At 45.4% G+C, this 16026-nt stretch carries 12 protein-coding genes; 6 read left to right on the top strand and 6 right to left on the bottom strand.

Annotated features, from left to right (window positions below; translation table 11 throughout):
* Window positions 1–125: 125 nt before the first annotated feature.
* The gene (gene dinB, locus L1D23_RS07070) at window positions 126–1193 is read left to right on the top strand and encodes a DNA polymerase IV (RefSeq protein WP_239865033.1); all 1068 of its coding nucleotides are present in this window, start codon (window positions 126–128) and stop codon (window positions 1191–1193) included.
* Between the two features lie 3 nt (window positions 1194–1196).
* On the opposite strand, the gene L1D23_RS07065 is transcribed toward dinB, so the two are convergent.
* On the bottom strand, window positions 1197–3134 hold the full coding sequence (locus L1D23_RS07065; RefSeq protein WP_239865031.1) for a RecQ family ATP-dependent DNA helicase: 1938 nt from the start codon (window positions 3132–3134) through the stop codon (window positions 1197–1199).
* A gap of 77 nt (window positions 3135–3211) precedes the next feature.
* Here L1D23_RS07065 and L1D23_RS07060 point away from each other — a divergent pair, with 77 nt between their 5' ends.
* Both L1D23_RS07060 and L1D23_RS07055 read left to right on the top strand, forming a co-directional pair.
* Entirely contained in the window at window positions 3212–3688 is a 477-nt protein-coding gene (locus L1D23_RS07060) for a GreA/GreB family elongation factor (RefSeq protein WP_239865029.1), read from the top strand.
* A gap of 56 nt (window positions 3689–3744) precedes the next feature.
* Window positions 3745–4488 carry a YggN family protein gene (locus L1D23_RS07055; RefSeq protein WP_239865027.1) on the top strand — a complete coding sequence of 248 codons (744 nt, stop codon included), beginning with the start codon at window positions 3745–3747 and terminating at the stop codon, window positions 4486–4488.
* A gap of 40 nt (window positions 4489–4528) precedes the next feature.
* Here the strand turns inward: L1D23_RS07055 and L1D23_RS07050 are convergent, their stop codons facing one another.
* The gene (locus L1D23_RS07050; protein WP_239865026.1) at window positions 4529–7072 is read right to left on the bottom strand and encodes an Ig-like domain-containing protein; all 2544 of its coding nucleotides are present in this window, start codon (window positions 7070–7072) and stop codon (window positions 4529–4531) included.
* 332 nt (window positions 7073–7404) lie between these two features.
* On the opposite strand from L1D23_RS07050, the gene L1D23_RS07045 reads away from it, so the two are divergent.
* Window positions 7405–8769: a sodium-dependent transporter gene (locus L1D23_RS07045; protein WP_239865024.1), complete on the top strand. Its 1365-nt coding sequence runs from the start codon at window positions 7405–7407 to the stop codon at window positions 8767–8769.
* Between the two features lie 68 nt (window positions 8770–8837).
* Here the strand turns inward: L1D23_RS07045 and L1D23_RS07040 are convergent, their stop codons facing one another.
* The 4 genes from L1D23_RS07040 to L1D23_RS07025 form a co-directional block, all read right to left on the bottom strand.
* Complete coding sequence (locus tag L1D23_RS07040) at window positions 8838–9929, bottom strand: succinylglutamate desuccinylase/aspartoacylase family protein (RefSeq protein ID WP_239865023.1); 1092 nt, start codon at window positions 9927–9929, stop codon at window positions 8838–8840.
* Window positions 9889–10794: a 30S ribosomal protein S6--L-glutamate ligase gene (gene rimK, locus L1D23_RS07035; RefSeq protein WP_239838425.1), complete on the bottom strand. Its 906-nt coding sequence runs from the start codon at window positions 10792–10794 to the stop codon at window positions 9889–9891. Before rimK ends, L1D23_RS07040 begins: the two co-directional genes overlap by 41 nt.
* Window positions 10791–11234, bottom strand: coding sequence for an ATP-dependent zinc protease (locus tag L1D23_RS07030; protein ID WP_239865022.1), 444 nt, complete (start codon window positions 11232–11234; stop codon window positions 10791–10793). Before L1D23_RS07030 ends, rimK begins: the two co-directional genes overlap by 4 nt.
* Window positions 11235–11505: 271 nt before the next feature.
* A complete protein-coding gene (locus L1D23_RS07025) occupies window positions 11506–12978 on the bottom strand; it encodes an aminoacyl-histidine dipeptidase (RefSeq protein WP_239865021.1) in 1473 nt (490 codons plus the stop codon).
* Window positions 12979–13991: 1013 nt separating this feature from the next.
* Here L1D23_RS07025 and L1D23_RS07020 point away from each other — a divergent pair.
* Complete coding sequence (locus tag L1D23_RS07020) at window positions 13992–15281, top strand: NCS2 family permease (RefSeq protein ID WP_239865020.1); 1290 nt, start codon at window positions 13992–13994, stop codon at window positions 15279–15281.
* Window positions 15282–15360: 79 nt separating this feature from the next.
* A complete protein-coding gene (gene tet(34) / locus L1D23_RS07015; RefSeq protein WP_239838421.1) occupies window positions 15361–15825 on the top strand; it encodes an oxytetracycline resistance phosphoribosyltransferase domain-containing protein Tet(34) in 465 nt (154 codons plus the stop codon).
* The last annotated feature ends 201 nt before the right edge of the window (window positions 15826–16026 follow it).

Here is a 16026-nt window from a genome sequence, read left to right as displayed (position 1 = left end):
AAGCATAACGGTATATATTGATACTTCTATTATAGAAAAGGAAAAGTGCTTCTTTCATTTTAGAGGTTGGTGATTGATCTAATAATTGTTTATACTGTTTTTATGTACAGTATTGGCATTTTTCTATGGTCGCTGAAAAAGTAAGAAAGATCATCCATGTTGATATGGACTGCTTCTATGCCGCAGTGGAAATGCGTGATAACCCTAGCTATCAAGGGCATCCTTTAGCCGTGGGGGGGCATGAGAAACAACGTGGTGTTCTGAGTACTTGCAACTATGAAGCGAGAAAGTTTGGTGTACGCAGTGCTATGCCGACAGGGCAAGCATTAAAGCTGTGCCCGCATTTATTAGTTGTTCCGGGAAGGATGCAGGTATATAAACAGGCTTCTCAGCATATCCGAGAGATTTTCTCTCGCTATACCGAGATCATTGAGCCTTTGTCTTTGGATGAGGCGTTCTTGGATGTGACGGATTCAATGCAATGCCACGGGTCGGCGACTTTGATTGCAGAAGCCATTCGCCGCGATATCTTTAATGAGCTTCAGTTGACTGCGTCAGCAGGAGTGGCTCCGGTAAAATTTCTGGCCAAGGTGGCATCGGATATGAATAAACCTAATGGTCAGTATGTCATTCCACCGGATAAAGTTCAGCAGGAAGTTGACAAACTGCCGTTGGAAAAAATTCCCGGAGTAGGGAAGGTAAGTGTCGAGAAACTCCATCAAGCGGGTTTTTATACTTGTAAAGACATTAAAAACGGTGATTATCGAGAGCTTTTATTACGTTTTGGTCGCTTAGGGGCGTCTTTGTGGAAAAAGAGCCATGGTATTGATCAACGTGAGGTGGTGGTCGAGCGAGAGCGTAAATCCGTTGGTGTCGAGCGGACTTTTAGCGAGAATATCATTACTTACGACGAGTGTTGGCAAGTGATTGAAAATAAACTGTTTCCAGAGCTGGAAACACGATTGACCAAAGCCTCACCCGAAAAGGCGATTATTAAGCAAGGGATTAAACTCAAATTTGCTGACTTTCAGCTGACCACGATTGAACATATTCATCCCGAGTTAGAGTTGAACTATTTCAAAGAGTTATTACGTGACATTCTTAAGCGCCAAAACGGTCGCGAGATTCGCTTACTGGGCTTAAACGTGATGCTTAAGCCCGAGGAACAGAGCAAACAGTTGAGTTTCTTCTGATGGTTATTTGTTATAGCTAGAGATTGCGTCCATGACCTGTTGATAAGGGTGAGAGGAAAGTTGGCCGAACCCTTCCATACTGCGAGCTTTGATTTTTGTAAACCAAGGTGTGGCGATACCACATAGAAATTTCGCTTTGAGGTTATCAGATAATGTGGACGATGATTTTTGTTGTAAAGGATTTAACCAGTTGGTGATGTCCTGACTTTTGATCTTAGGTCTAATACTGGCTGGCCATTCTTGGTGCTCTTTTCTGCATACGCTGCAATGCCCACACTTATGTGGAGCTTGATTATCAGAGAAATAACTGGCTAAAGCGTGACTTAAACAGGATTCAGATTTAAATAAACTTAACAGGTTATGGATACGCTCAACGTCACTGGTTTCTTTTGCTTTAAACAAATTGAAAAGCTGTTCACTTATTTGTTCTAACGACTGTTCGAGCGAGTTGACACGATAAACTTCCGTCATCAATTTACTTTCAAGCTCAATCCATCCGTTTTGGTGGAAATAATCCAATGCGGCGACTGCACGAGCGCGTTCTCCATTGTAGCTTTGCCATAATGCTTCAAAGTCGACTTGGCACCAAGTTCTCGCTTGAATTGAGCAGTTGAACAAAGCCTCGGTAAACTGGCGTCTCTCTCCCTCAAAACGAGCAATGATGTCTTGCTTGGCTATAAGGAATTTAAAGCGATAGTCGGCAAAATAACTGTATTGTGCAGTGATGATTTTTGCCATGTCCATATACACCAGCAAGGTTTTTAGTGGTAGTTGGCGAATGTTGCTCTCTGAAGATAAGCGAGATATCACCACTTCCCAGTTCGGTGCAGACGAAATAGCTTGTTGGATGACGTTGTGTATCTCAGTGTGTTCTGGCGTGTCACCATAGACAAAGTTTTCCAGAGTCGACACGCCATCTTCATTGGCGAGGAGAATGCACTGTGAGGATTTCCCGTCTCGTCCTGCTCGCCCGATTTCTTGTGCATAGTTCTCTATTGATTTGGGTAGATCAAAGTGAATAACGCGGCGGATATCAGATTTATCTACCCCCATTCCAAATGCAATTGTGGCGGCAATACACTCTGTGTGGCCGGACATAAAGTCTTGCTGGATACGCTCTCTGCTATTACTGTCTAGCCCTGCATGGTACGCCATAGCCTTAATACCTTTCTCAGCGAGTAGGTTAGCAATACGCTCAGCACTGTTTTGTTGAGTCACGTAGACGATGGTGGGTAAAGATTGTGCTTCGCAGAAAATGGATAGTAATGTTTGGTCTTTTTCTTCTTCACTACATGGGATAACAGAAATATCTAAGTTGGGGCGATAAAACCCTGTTACCGTAATATCCTCAGGTGCGATGTTGAATTTTTTACCCATGTCATCGAGTACAGCCTGCGTGGCTGTAGCGGTCAAAAGGAGAACTTGAGGAATAGAAAGTTCTTGTTGAAATTGAGGAAGCTTTAGGTAGTCAGGGCGAAAGTTGTGGCCCCATTCTGAGATACAGTGAGCCTCATCGACCACCATTTGTGAAATGCTTAGCTGAGACAAAAAGTGACGAAATCGTTCGTTTTTTAGTCGCTCGACTGACACCATAAGGATCTTAATCTCCCCATTTCGCACTTTTGTCATGATACTCTGCGTTTCTTCTCGGCTTTGGTTTGAGTTAAGAGACGCCGCCGAGATCCCCTTGTTATGCAAAAATTCGAGTTGATCTTTCATTAGCGCTAACAGTGGAGAAATGACCAAAGTCAGGTGAGGTAAGCACAAGGCAGACAGCTGATAGCATAATGACTTTCCTGAACCTGTTGGGAAAATAGCCGCGCAGGATCGACCACTAAGGACTTTGTCTATCACGGTATATTGCCCATCTCTGAGCTGTTCAAAACCAAATGTGGAACGTAGAGTCGAATCGATGATTTCTTGGTTGCCTGATGTCTGCATTTGCCTGTTACCAGTATGACGAGAATGTCTGACGTAGTATTCTAGAGGCATTAGACTGGAAGGAACATGATTTTAGTATGAATAAATCGGAGCTACTGCAAACCATACAGCTTGCCATGCAACAATCCCTTGAAGTTGCTCTGAGCTCAACCCAGCGAGCGATAGAGTCAGCGACCGATGAAGAAACTGTGCCCGAACATAAATACGATACGCTGGCATTGGAAGCGTCTTACCTCGCTCATGGACAGGCAATGCGTGTTCAGGAGTGTGAGCGAGAGTTGAGTGTGATGTCAGGTCTAAAGCTACCAGTACAGCCAGAACATGTCGGATTGGGGACGTTAGTTTGCCTTGTTGATCTAGATGATAACGGTCGTTGGTTCTTTGTTGTTCCATGCGCTGGGGGCTTGAAGGTAGAGCATCAACATCAGGAAGTCATGTTAGTGACTTTTGACTCTCCCCTCGGTCGAGCTCTAAAAGGAAAGTCGTTGGGCGATGATGTCGAGTATCAAGTGGGAAATACCACTTTTTGCTATGAGATAGAAACAATAATTTGACGCAACTAGGGTGAGTTTTTGTTAGGGTAACCCAGAGTCAATACGGTGAGATTAAAATGAAATACGGACTATTTACTATCTCGTTATTGGTGGCGAGTCAGGCGTATGCTGCTCAATGTAATGTCGATTTGAAGAATGATATTCGTCTTAATGACAAAACATTGGAAATCCACCAGAAAGGCGGTGATACGGCGATTGTCGATGCCGAAAACACCCTAACCATTCATGGTGAAGAGATCCCTCTTGATGCTTCTCAGCAGCAAGCTATTGCCGACTATCGCAGTAATTTGAACGATTATCTACCACGAGCAAAACAAATAGCTCAAGATGGTTTAGCGCTGGCTAATGATATTATTGATGATGTTGGTCAAAGCTTCGACGCCCCCGAGGCGTTTGATAGCGTCAAAGCTTCTATGCAGCAGTTTTACGCTGATATTGAAGCTCGTTATTACCAGAATGGTGATTTAATTTTGCCAGCAGACAGTTTTGCTTCACTGCGCGAAACTTGGACGGAAGACTTTGAAAGTGCGAAGAAGCTCTTTAATGAAGAGTTTATCACCAGTGCATTTAATGCGATGTCTGAAAAGATGCAGGTGGAAGGTGGTCTGAATCTGACAGAGATGGCAGATACTATGAGCGAGCTGAAAGAGCGCATTGCTAAGAGACTGGAGGCGCACTCAGTGGATGTAGAGAAACAGAGCCAAGAGTTTTGTGATTCGCTTGACAGCATGGCTGAGCAAGAGAAGGAATTGCATAAGAAAATTCCACAGCTAAAAGATTATCAAGTCTTTACCATCTAACCCTCAGATAAGAGAAGAGCGCCAAATGGCGCTCTTGTCGTTACTGGCTATTATTCATCTGAGTGAGCTTATCTCCAACTGGGCCTGAGAAGATGTAACCATCGTGCTCATCCCAGTTGATAGACCAAGTCATCACGCCCGCATAATTAGGATAGTTAAAGGCAGGAGTAACTGAGCCACAGCTGGTGCCTTTAGTCAGACAATCTAATGCATCAAGAATGTTTTGAGTCGGTGCTTGCCCTGAGTTCGCTGAGCTAGGACCTGATGGCAAGCCGATAGCGACTTGATCATCTCGAAGCGGCGCAAACTGAGAGCCATCGGCCAGCTCAAAGCCTTCAATCAGCATCTTAGATTGGGCAACCATCATATCGACTGAACCTTCAGCAGCACTACCTTGCGTGTAAGGGTTCGGCAGGCCACCATTGTTGTATAGCTGTACGTGGAGAAGATCTAGTGTACTGCGTGTGTCATTAATGACCGGAATGTACGCCCCCCAAATGCCACTGTAAGCCACGAATCCGCCTTGAACATAAGGGTGTTCTGGCGCCATAGTCAGGTACATATCCCCACCCATGTTTTGCTCGATTTGCAGTAGTGCTCGGCCTAAGCGTGCCTGAATTTGCGAGCCATGTACCAGATTAGATCCACTCTCTAAGTCGACATCAAGACCATCGAAACCCCATTCCTTGATGATGTCAGTCAAGCTAGAGACAAAGTTGGCTTCATCCTGATCAGTATTTAGAGTAATCGTGCCCTCAGCTCCCCCAAGAGAGAGAACGAACTTTTTACCTTTGGCTTGCAGTGCTGCCATATCTTGCTTGAATTGAGTTGGATTAAGAGCGGCACAACTGCTGTGGATATCGCCTGAATATAGGTTAAAGTGCACAGTACCATCGCTGTTACGATCATTGTCAGCGAAGGCGATATCGATCACGTCCCAAGCATCTGACATATCTGCCAAACGCATAGGGCAACCTGCACCGTTGACGAAATTATGCCAGTAACCTATCAGTTTATGTGTTTTCTCTGTTTGCTCTACGACAGTAATCGTTGCTGCGTCAGATGTGACCTCGCTATTGGCTGAGTCTGTGGCTTTGGCAGCAACGGTATAGCTACCTACCGCACCTGCGGTCCAGTTATAGCTGTATGGTGCAGTGATATCTGTACCGACAATCGATCCGTTCACTAAAAAATCGACCTGCGTCACGTTGGCAGACAGCGATGTTGCATCGGCGGCAAACTGGACCGATTTACCTAGCCCGACGGTTTGGCCCGCTGCTGGCGATGTCAATGCAACCACTAAATCTTGGTCACTGACTGTTACCGAAACCGTCGCTTCGCCCGTGTTGTTTTCATTGTCTGTCGCGACGGCTTTGAGGCTATTTAGGCCAACTTGAGTCGCTGTCCAACTCACCGTGTAAGGCGGCTGTGTCACTACACCGAGGCTGTTACTGCCTGCGAAGAATTCGACTTGGCTTACTGTCCCATCAGAATCCGAAGCGTCAGCAGTGAAACTGACGGTACTACCCGCAAGCAATATCTGATTGTCACTAGGGCTAGTGATGGTTACCGCTGGTGGTGTGGCACAAGCGCCTAAACCTGACCAAGCCTCCTCCCAATACTCACCTTGTCCAGGTTCGTAGGCCCAGGCGGAGCTTGAAGAGCACCAACCTGCAATGTCACAACGGTATTTTTGATTGTGGTTCTGTACCAACTGTCCCGCACTGTAGCTGGTGCCTGCGGTATAGGTTGGTAGCCCAGCACAGCCACCTGCTGCGCTGCTGTCGACAACCAGTGATACCTCTTGGGTTGAAGTCGTCTGGTTGTCGTTGTCTGTCGCTTTGGCCTTGAAGTTATGAGTGCCACTGACTGAGGTCCACGTGGTTTCATAAGGTGCGGAGGTGTCGCTGGCAATCAATTGTCCATCGACAAAAAACTCGACTTTATCAACACTGCCATCTGTGTCGGAGGCATTAGCACTTAATGTAAGAAGATCGCCTTCCGTCAATTGCTCGCTGCCTGAAGGGCTGGTTAAAGTGACAGAAGGAGGAATCGGTTCGCCAGCTAAGGTGACTCTGATTGAAACCTGCGTTTCTGAGCTTGCGTTTTCATTGTCGGTTGCAATGACAGAAATGGTGGTCGTTCCTACAACCGCTGTCCAATCTGTTTGATAGGGCGCTTGTGTGACCGTCGCGATGTTCTGGCCATCAACCAAGAAGGCCACTTGAGCGATGTTGCCATCGCTATCACTTGCGGAAGCCTGTATCGTGGTGACTGTGCCTTCGGGGATCTCGGCATTATTAACAGGAGAAGATATGGATACCTCTGGATCTGCGTTACCACCGCCAGTGTCACATTGCCCAAGATCTTTCCATGCTTGCCAATCACCGGAGTTGCTGACGGGGTCATTGCCCTGTGTCCAATGACTGGCTTGATAAGCATGGTTGGATGTCTGAACTAGATCTCCGGATGTGTAGACCGCAGTGCTATCCCAAACCGCCAAGCCAGCACAATCATAGGCGTGCGCTTGGTAGCTTAGCCCTAGCGCCGCGATGATGGCGCCTCTGAGCAGATTTGAACCCATTTTTCTCTCCCTCATGGATTTAGTAAACCAACTCATAACCAATAGCGAAAATGCTGAGCTTTGCTCGCTAACTTAATGATTATTTGGATTTTATTCGTCGGATATCACGGTGAAAATTGGTTGGATTCTTTCATTACATTGGTTGTTCGGCGCACTTCACGCTTCAATCTTTGCCTACTAATTGGTTAAAAATTCTTTGTATGAATTAATGTACAGCTTAATTTTCTATTTATTTGTCTTAATCTGGTTACTTAGTAACCTCATAGCTGGAGTGAATGAGAACTTTGTAATATTGTACTAGTCAACTAGTTTACAGGTGCAAGTTAAGCGGTATGGCACAAGCAGACAATTTTCAAACTCGTGAGCACTTTGGCTCTCGTTTAGGCTTTATTCTGGCGGCAGCTGGCGCTGCGGTTGGTTTAGGTAATATTTGGGGTTTCCCTACTCAAGCCGCCAGTAATGGTGGCGGGGCATTTTTGCTGGTTTATCTGGTGATGATTTTGGTGGTGGCGTTTCCAATGCTGGTGGTCGAAATGGCGATAGGTCGTCATGGTCAGGCTAACCCAGTGGATAGCATGCGCTCTCTCACCGTTAATCCTCTGGCGAAAAAGGTCGGTGGGCTTGTTGGATGGATAGGTTTAAGTGTGCCCAGCGCTGTGCTGGCGTTTTACAGTATTGTAGGTGGTTGGCTGATCTGCTTTTTGCTTGGTGCTGTGACTGATGTGATGGGCATGCAAGCTGCAAGTGCTTGGTTTAAGGGATTCAGTGTTGAGCGTAACCTGTTTGGTACAGTTGTTTTCTACGTGCTGACGATTCTCATCGTGCAGGGCGGGGTGAAACAAGGCATCGAGAAGTGGTCAACGCGCCTAATGCCTGCTTTGTTCGTTCTATTTGGCTTGTTGTTCGTCTATATCATGACTCAATCCGGTGCGATGGAAGGGCTTAAGCATTATCTTGTTCCAGATTTTGACAAGGTAATGGACCGAAAATTAATTCTTGCTGCAATGGGGCAAGGTTTCTTTTCTCTGACCATAGGTGGCTGCTCAATGCTGATCTATGGCTCATACCTCAGTAAGAAAGAGAACCTGCCTAAAATGGCAATGAATGTGACTCTGGTTGATACCGCGGTTGCTTTTATTGCTGGTTTAGTGGTTATGCCTGCGATGTTTGTGGCTATGCAAAAAGGCGTGCAGATCTACGCTGAGGATGGCTCTCTGCTCAGCTCAGATACCTTGGTTTTCACCGTATTGCCTTTGATGTTTGATAGCCTTGGTTTATTAGGCCAGCTATTTGCGATTGTGTTCTTCCTACTGCTGACGATTGCGGCACTGACTTCTTCCATCTCTATGCTGGAGTGTCCGGTCGCGCTAGTTGGTGAACGATTTAACACTAAGCGCAGTACCACAAGCTGGGCTCTAGGCGGTTTGATCGCACTGTTTAGTGTTGTGATTGTGTTTAATTTTGGTGCTTTATTTGGCTTGGTCGCGACAGTCGCGACTCAGTATTTACAACCTGCAGCAGCGTTGCTCTTCTGCTTGTTTGGTGGTTGGGTGTGGAGCCGTTACTCGAAAATCAAAGAACTCGAGCAAGGTTACCCGGAGTTTACTCAAGGATGGTTTGGAAAGCTTTGGCCTGTATACATAAAGTTTGTCTGTCCGGTATTGGTTGCCACAGTGATTTGGGCTTCATTCGGGTAACAGCCTGAACACGACACTATTTGATGTAAAAACCGCTGACCTTTTAAATGGGCAAGCGGTTTTTTGATTTATGCAGGAGAGTGGATTTGGCCTGTTGTGAGTGGCTCTAAATCCGAGTCGCTGATCTCTTCGATGAACTCTTCTACGACCTGTTCCACTTGCTGATCATCTTCGGCAAAATAAGCCAAATGAAACACGGCATCGCCTTCATTGACCAAGGGAAGTGTTTGCTGACCAATCACGATTCCCCCTTTATGGGCCTTGATTTCAATCTCACTGTGCCCTAGTGGTGCACTAATGAAGGCGAGAATTTGGCCCCTCACTACTTTTTCACCTAATGTCACAACGGTACGTAAAATGCCATCGCTTTCCGCTCTAATCCAACTGGTGGACTTGGCAATCACGGGCTCTGGCCGCTTTTTACGACTGGGCCTTAACATGCCAATGGCTTGCATCACACGTTTAACGCCAATGAATCCAGCATTAATACAAATGGGTTCAAATCGTAATGCCTCACCAGCCTCGTATGTCAACACTGGGATCCCGAGACGTTCGGCTTCACTGCGTAACGAACCATCCCGCAAAGGAGCGTCAACAATGACTGGCGTCGCAAAGGCTTGTGCAATACGCAACGTTTCTGGATTACTTAGGTCTGCCCGAATCTGAGGTAAGTTAGTACGATGAATCGCCCCCGTATGTAAATCAAGAATGTAGTCACAGCGTTTCGCGATCTGATTGAAGAAAGCGCTTGCCATTCGCGAAGCGAGTGAGCCTTTTTCACTGCCCGGAAAACAGCGGTTTAGGTCGCGTCTATCGGGTAAATAGCGTGATTTATGAATAAATCCGAACACGTTGACGATAGGTACAGCGATGACTGTACCTTTCAGTTTTTGTGCGTCAATGGTGTTGATGAGTTGCCGAACAATTTCTACGCCATTGAGCTCGTCGCCATGAATAGCCGCATTAACCATAAGAGTCGGCCCTGCGTACTTCCCGTTGATCACTTCAATTGGGATCGATAAGCGAGAATGGGTGTAGAGTTTGGCTGACTTGAGATCGAGCACTTTTCGTTGTCCCGGCAAGACTTGCTCGCCGAGAATCTCAAACACGCGGTTGTTTTTAGCCTTTGCCACGAGTTCTGGTCCTTTTAGTCGGGGCATTCTTTTCGATAAACTCGACGATCATGCCTGCAATGTCTTTACCTGTCGCAGATTCAATGCCTTCTAGCCCTGGTGACGAGTTAACCTCCATCACTAAAGGCCCGCGTTCGGATCTTAGTAGATCGACACCCGCGACATTGAGCCCCATAATTTTGGCTGCGGCAATGGCGGTACGACGCTCTTCTGGCGTAATTTTTATCAGTGATGCACTGCCACCACGGTGCAGGTTAGAACGAAACTCACCTTCTGCACCTTGACGTTTCATTGCTGCGATCACCTTGTCGCCAATGACAAAGCAGCGAATGTCTGCCCCACCAGCTTCTTTGATGTATTCCTGAACCATGATGTTGGCTTTCAAGCCCATGAAAGCTTCGACAACACTTTCAGCGGCTTTACGTGTTTCAGCCAGTACCACCCCAATGCCTTGAGTACCTTCCAGCAGTTTAATGACCACAGGAGCACCACCGACCATCTCGAGCAAGTCTTTAACATCATCGGGTTTGCTGGCAAAGCCCGTGATTGGCATACCTATCCCTTTACGTGACAACAACTGCATAGAGCGTAACTTGTCTCGTGAGCGAGTAATCGCAACAGACTCATTGACTGGATAAACACCCATCATTTCAAATTGCCGTAGTACGGCGGTGCCATAAAAGGTCACTGAAGCCCCAATACGTGGCACAATGGCATCAAATCCGGATAACTCTTCACCTTTAAAATGAATCTCAGGTTTATCGGAATTTATGTTCATATAGCAGCGTAGGGCGTCGATGACTTTGACTTGGTGCCCACGTTTCTGACACGCTTCAATCAAACGCTTAGTTGAGTACAAGTTTGCGTTGCGAGACAGAATACCGATTTTCATTGTTGGTTTTCCTCGAAAGGGACTAAAAACGATTGAACAGGGTCGACAATCAAACGATGGTGCATTGCAGTTCGACCTAACAACATGCGAAACGCCATATTTTCGCGATTGGTTAACGTCAACTCCGCTTTCCAACTTTGCTGACCGAGTCGGATTTCCGATTCAATCACATAGCGTGTTTCTTCATGACCTCCGGAATCTCGAACAGTTCGCTGGTCGATGACCTTAGCCTCGCACACTACTTCTTCAGTGGTATTACGCTGTTGTGGATGGATCCAAAACCTTACCCATAACTCTGTTCCTTTATTGAAGCTTTCAAGTTTAAAGGTATGCAGACAAGAAGTACGAGCACCGGTATCAATCTTGGCATTGATCTTCTCTATACCTAACCCAGGAAGACTTAAGGTTTCTCGCCAGCCCACTAGCTGTTTTTCGTTCATGGCATTTCATTTATATTCAGAGAGTAATTTAAGAGGCTCTGAGAACTGAGCATCTTGCGATATAACCAATAGCATGTATCGGTTACATAGGTTGAAGAGGGCAAGCTGGATTGCCTTAGGTGCTTCAACTGCGGCGACTGTATCAGCGAAGGTACGCTGGTGACTAACGAATAAAATTCACCGTAACGACAAAAATTAATTGTCGAACTAGGAAACAAAAAAGCCAGCAATGTCAGCTGGCTTTGGGGTATTTTTCGATGGGAAGAGCAGGTTAGGCTTTCTCTGGAATCGCTTCCAGTAGTGCGACCATTTGTTCCCAGAATAGTGCAACGGTATCGATTTTCACTTTCTCATCAGGCGAGTGTGGGAATTTGATCGTTGGGCCAAACGACACCATGTCCATATTCGGGTACGGCTCCTTAAACAAACCACATTCAAGGCCGGCATGGATAACCATAATGTTCGGCTTGTGGCCGTAAATGCCTTCATACATGTCACGGAAGATAGCCATGATTTCAGAGTCTGCATCTGGTTTCCAGCCTGGGTATGCGCCAGAGAAAACAATCTTAGCTCCTGCCAGCTCCGCTACGGATGTCAGCATGCTTTCAACTTGATGACGACCTGAATCAATCAGTGAACGAACTAAGCAAAGTACGTTGATCTTATCGCTCTCTGTGGTCACAACACCCACGTTCAGAGACGTTTCTACAACGCCTTCGATCTCGTCACTCATGCGGATCACGCCGTTAGGACAAGCATTCAGTGCAGCGATAAAACGTTGCTGATCAGCAATGGCCAGTACTTGCTCGCTGGTTTCGATGGCTTCGTTGAATGAAACGATGTCTGTTTCTACTTTTCCTAACTCCTGCTTCAGTAAGTCAGTGTAGAAGTTGAATAGTTCAGCAAGCTTAGCTTCATTTTCAGCAGGGATAGCGACAGTCACGAACGCTTCACGCGGAATCGCATTACGCAGGCTACCGCCACGGAATTCAATTAGGCGTAGATCCAATTCTTGTGCATGACCGGCTAGGAAGCGAGCAACGAGTTTGTTTGCGTTACCTCTGCCCGTATGGATATCACAACCTGAGTGACCACCTTTTAGGCCTTTCAAAATCAGTTGGCGAGTGACGTAACCTGCTGGGATTGCTTCACGTTTAATGTCGAACGTCATTTCTCCATCAATACCGCCCGCACAGCCCATGTAGACTTCACCTTCTTGCTCTGAGTCGGTATTGAGTAGAATTTCACCTTCAAGCCAGCCTGCTTCAAGACCAAAGGCTCCTGTCATTCCAGCTTCTTCATCAATAGTCAGAAGTACTTCAAGTGGGCCGTGTTTGATGTCTGTGGAGGCCAGTACCGCTAAGCATGATGCCATCCCCATACCGTTATCAGCGCCTAGTGTGGTGCCTTTGGCTGTAACCCATTCACCGTCTATGTATGGTTGGATAGGATCTTTAGTGAAGTCATGTTCCGTGTCTTCATTTTTTTGCGGCACCATATCAATATGAGCTTGAAGAACCACGCCTTTCTTATTTTCCATGCCAGGGGTTGCTGGCTTTTTAATGAAAACATTGCCCGTTGGGTCTCGACGCACATCGAGGCCTTGCTCCATTGCCCAATTTACAATGTACTGAGCTAATGCTTCTTCATGTTTAGAAGGGTGTGGGATAGAGCAGATCTTATCGAAAAACGGCCATAAAGGTGCAGGTGATAAGTTGCTGATTTCAGAATGGAATTCAGACACGGATGACTCCTTGATGATAATAACGCCAGATCTTATTAGGTAATGTTGCTAAATGAGTAGCACAAAAATCTGGATCTGGCCTATTGAGTAGAGGGGCACAGAATAGCACTACGTGACACAAGGTAGTAGTCAAAGCGGAAACGAAATGTTTCGTTGTCATCACATAACGTGGATTCTGTTATTTATGTTTGTGAGACTCTATTCTTATTGAGCGTAATAAAATTAAAGATATTGCTGATATTTGTGTAATTAAATTACAATATTGGCTTGATATAAGTCATTTTTTGAATTTTATGTGACTTTAATCACTTTTATTGTTGTAATTTATTTTCTTTGGGGTATATTAGTAACCAGCTTCGAAAGTGAAGAGAAAATGCTCAAAGGATGAGTCCGATTTGTCGCCTCCATGGAACCGAGAAATCAATATTTGTTATCTGTTTTAATTGATTTAGAAGGTGATAGTTATGAAAGGTTTACCAAGTGCAACATTCTGGCTAAACAGCTCTGTTTATACTGGCAATTTTGCATACCCAACAAGCTTCGGTTACTAATCGAGTTTGTGACTCTCGAACAAGTTTGTTCACCCCTATATTGGAATTTTATTACAGCGCCTAATTTGCTGAGATGATTCAACCGCCACTCAAATTGAGTGGCGTTTTTTTATCGTGAGAAAGCACATGGCCAATACTTCCATTTCCTCAACTTTTCCCGACGGGTAAAACTCATCCTTATAATTGCCTATCCAGCATCCAATTCTTAAGCCTTAGCTCTATGTAACTTTACGACATGGTAGAAAAATCACCGTTTACAATATCTGGCATTCATTCTTATTACTTATTGAACTTAAAGTATTTTTCACCGGTGTTAATAAAATTAATCCTTCTAAAGCTAAATTTTACAGATAGAAATGTTTATTAGAGCCGTAATTCTATCTGGAATTTGATATTTGGAGACTCTATAATCCCGCCAATCGATTACGCAACCGTTTACTATTACTCCTTTGGAATTCGATTATGTTCGAAAAAATATTCAAGCTCAGTGAACACGGAACGAATGTAAAAACTGAGATCATTGCAGGTATCACGACTTTTCTGACCATGGCTTACATTATTTTTGTAAACCCAGCTATCTTGGCAGATGCAGGCATGGATCGTGGTGCTGTGTTTGTTGCTACCTGTCTGGCAGCAGCTATCGGCTGTTTTATCATGGGCTTCGTGGCGAACTACCCAATTGCTCAAGCACCAGGAATGGGGCTCAACGCCTTTTTCACCTATGCTGTTGTGTTAGGTATGGGGTATACATGGCAAGTGGCTCTAGCGGCAGTATTTGTATCCGGTGTGCTATTCATTCTATTGAGTGTGTTTAAGATCCGAGAGTGGATCATAAACTCCATCCCACTTTCTTTGCGCACGGGTATTTCGGCGGGTATTGGCTTGTTCTTGGCATTTATCGCGTTAAAGAATGCAGGTATTGTGGTTGATAACCCGGCGACGCTTGTTTCTCTTGGCTCGATTACTTCATTATCTGCAGTACTAGCTTCAATTGGCTTCTTCCTGACTATTGCACTGGTTCATCGTGGCGTAAAAGGCGCGGTGATGATCGCTATTTTGGCGGTTACTGGCTTAGGTTTGGCGTTTGGTGATGTGCAATGGGGTGGCATCATGTCAACACCACCAAGCATTGCTCCGACCTTCATGCAGTTGGATTTTTCTGCAGTATTTGAGATCGGTATGATTTCAGTGGTTTTTGCTTTCCTTTTCGTCGACTTATTTGATACTGCAGGCACGCTAGTGGGTGTGTCTCAAAAAGCTGGTCTGATGGATAAAGATGGTAAAATTCCTCGTCTGAATAAAGCTCTTCTTGCTGACTCAACTGCTACTTCGGTAGGTGCTCTGTTGGGTACGTCAAACACGACTTCTTACATTGAGAGCGTATCCGGTGTTGCCGCTGGTGGTCGCACAGGTCTAACCGCTGTTGTAGTTGGTATTTTATTCCTACTTGCTCTATTCTTCTCGCCATTGGCTGGTATGATCCCTGCGTATGCGACGGCTGGTGCGCTATTTTATGTGGCTATTCTGATGTTATCTGGTTTGGTTAGCATCGATTGGCGAGACTTAACCGAAGCTGCACCAGTGGTGGTGACTTGTTTGCTGATGCCGCTGACTTTCTCTATCGCAGAAGGGATCTCGTTGGGCTTCATTGCTTACGCAGCAATTAAATTATTCAGTGGTAAAGGTCGTGATGTTTCGCTCAGCGTATGGGTTATGTCAGCAATCTTTATCTTCAAGTACATTGTTGCTTAAAAACTTCAATAAGGGCTTGTGAAATCAACCAAGCGTTGGCTCCACAGGCCCTCAACTTTTTATAATTAGGTTTATTACAATGAGTAAGAAATTCGTTATTACTTGGGATCAAATGCACGCTTATTGTCGTGAGCTAGCTGAGCAGCAAATGCCTGCTGAGCAGTGGAAAGGTATCTGGGCAGTGAGCCGTGGTGGTCTTGTTCCAGGTGCAATTCTGGCTCGTGAATTAGGTATTCGTTACGTTGATACCATTTGTATTTCTAGCTACGATCACGATCATCAGCGTGATATGAGTGTGCTAAAAGCGCCAGAAGGTGATGGTGAAGGTTACCTGATCGTAGAGGATTTAGTCGATAGTGGTGATACTGCACGCAAACTTCGTGAACTTTACCCTAAAGCAAAATTGATTGCGGTATGTGCTAAGCCATCAGGTGCTGCGCTATTGGACGATTATGTTGTGGACATTGCTCAGGAAACTTGGATTGAGCAGCCATGGGATATGTCTATTCAGTACATTGAACCTATTAACCGCAAGCAAAAGTAATCTCTGTTTGTTGAGTTTAAAAATGACCCTTATGGGTCATTTTTTGTTTATGCCTATTGATCCGCTTTACCTAGTTTACTTATGCTGGTTTTTTAATGACTTATTCGTCACTTTTTGCCAATTAATAGGTTGAACATTGATGAGTGCCTGCCTTTTGAGGCGACACGGGTATACAATATAGGAAATTATTTAAACTAGGCG

It is taken from the genome of Vibrio sp. Isolate24, from assembly GCF_022398215.1.
GTDB lineage: Bacteria > Pseudomonadota > Gammaproteobacteria > Enterobacterales > Vibrionaceae > Vibrio > Vibrio coralliilyticus_A.
The sequence above is the reverse complement of the archived record's forward strand: the minus strand, read 5'-3'. Positions and strand labels throughout refer to the sequence as shown.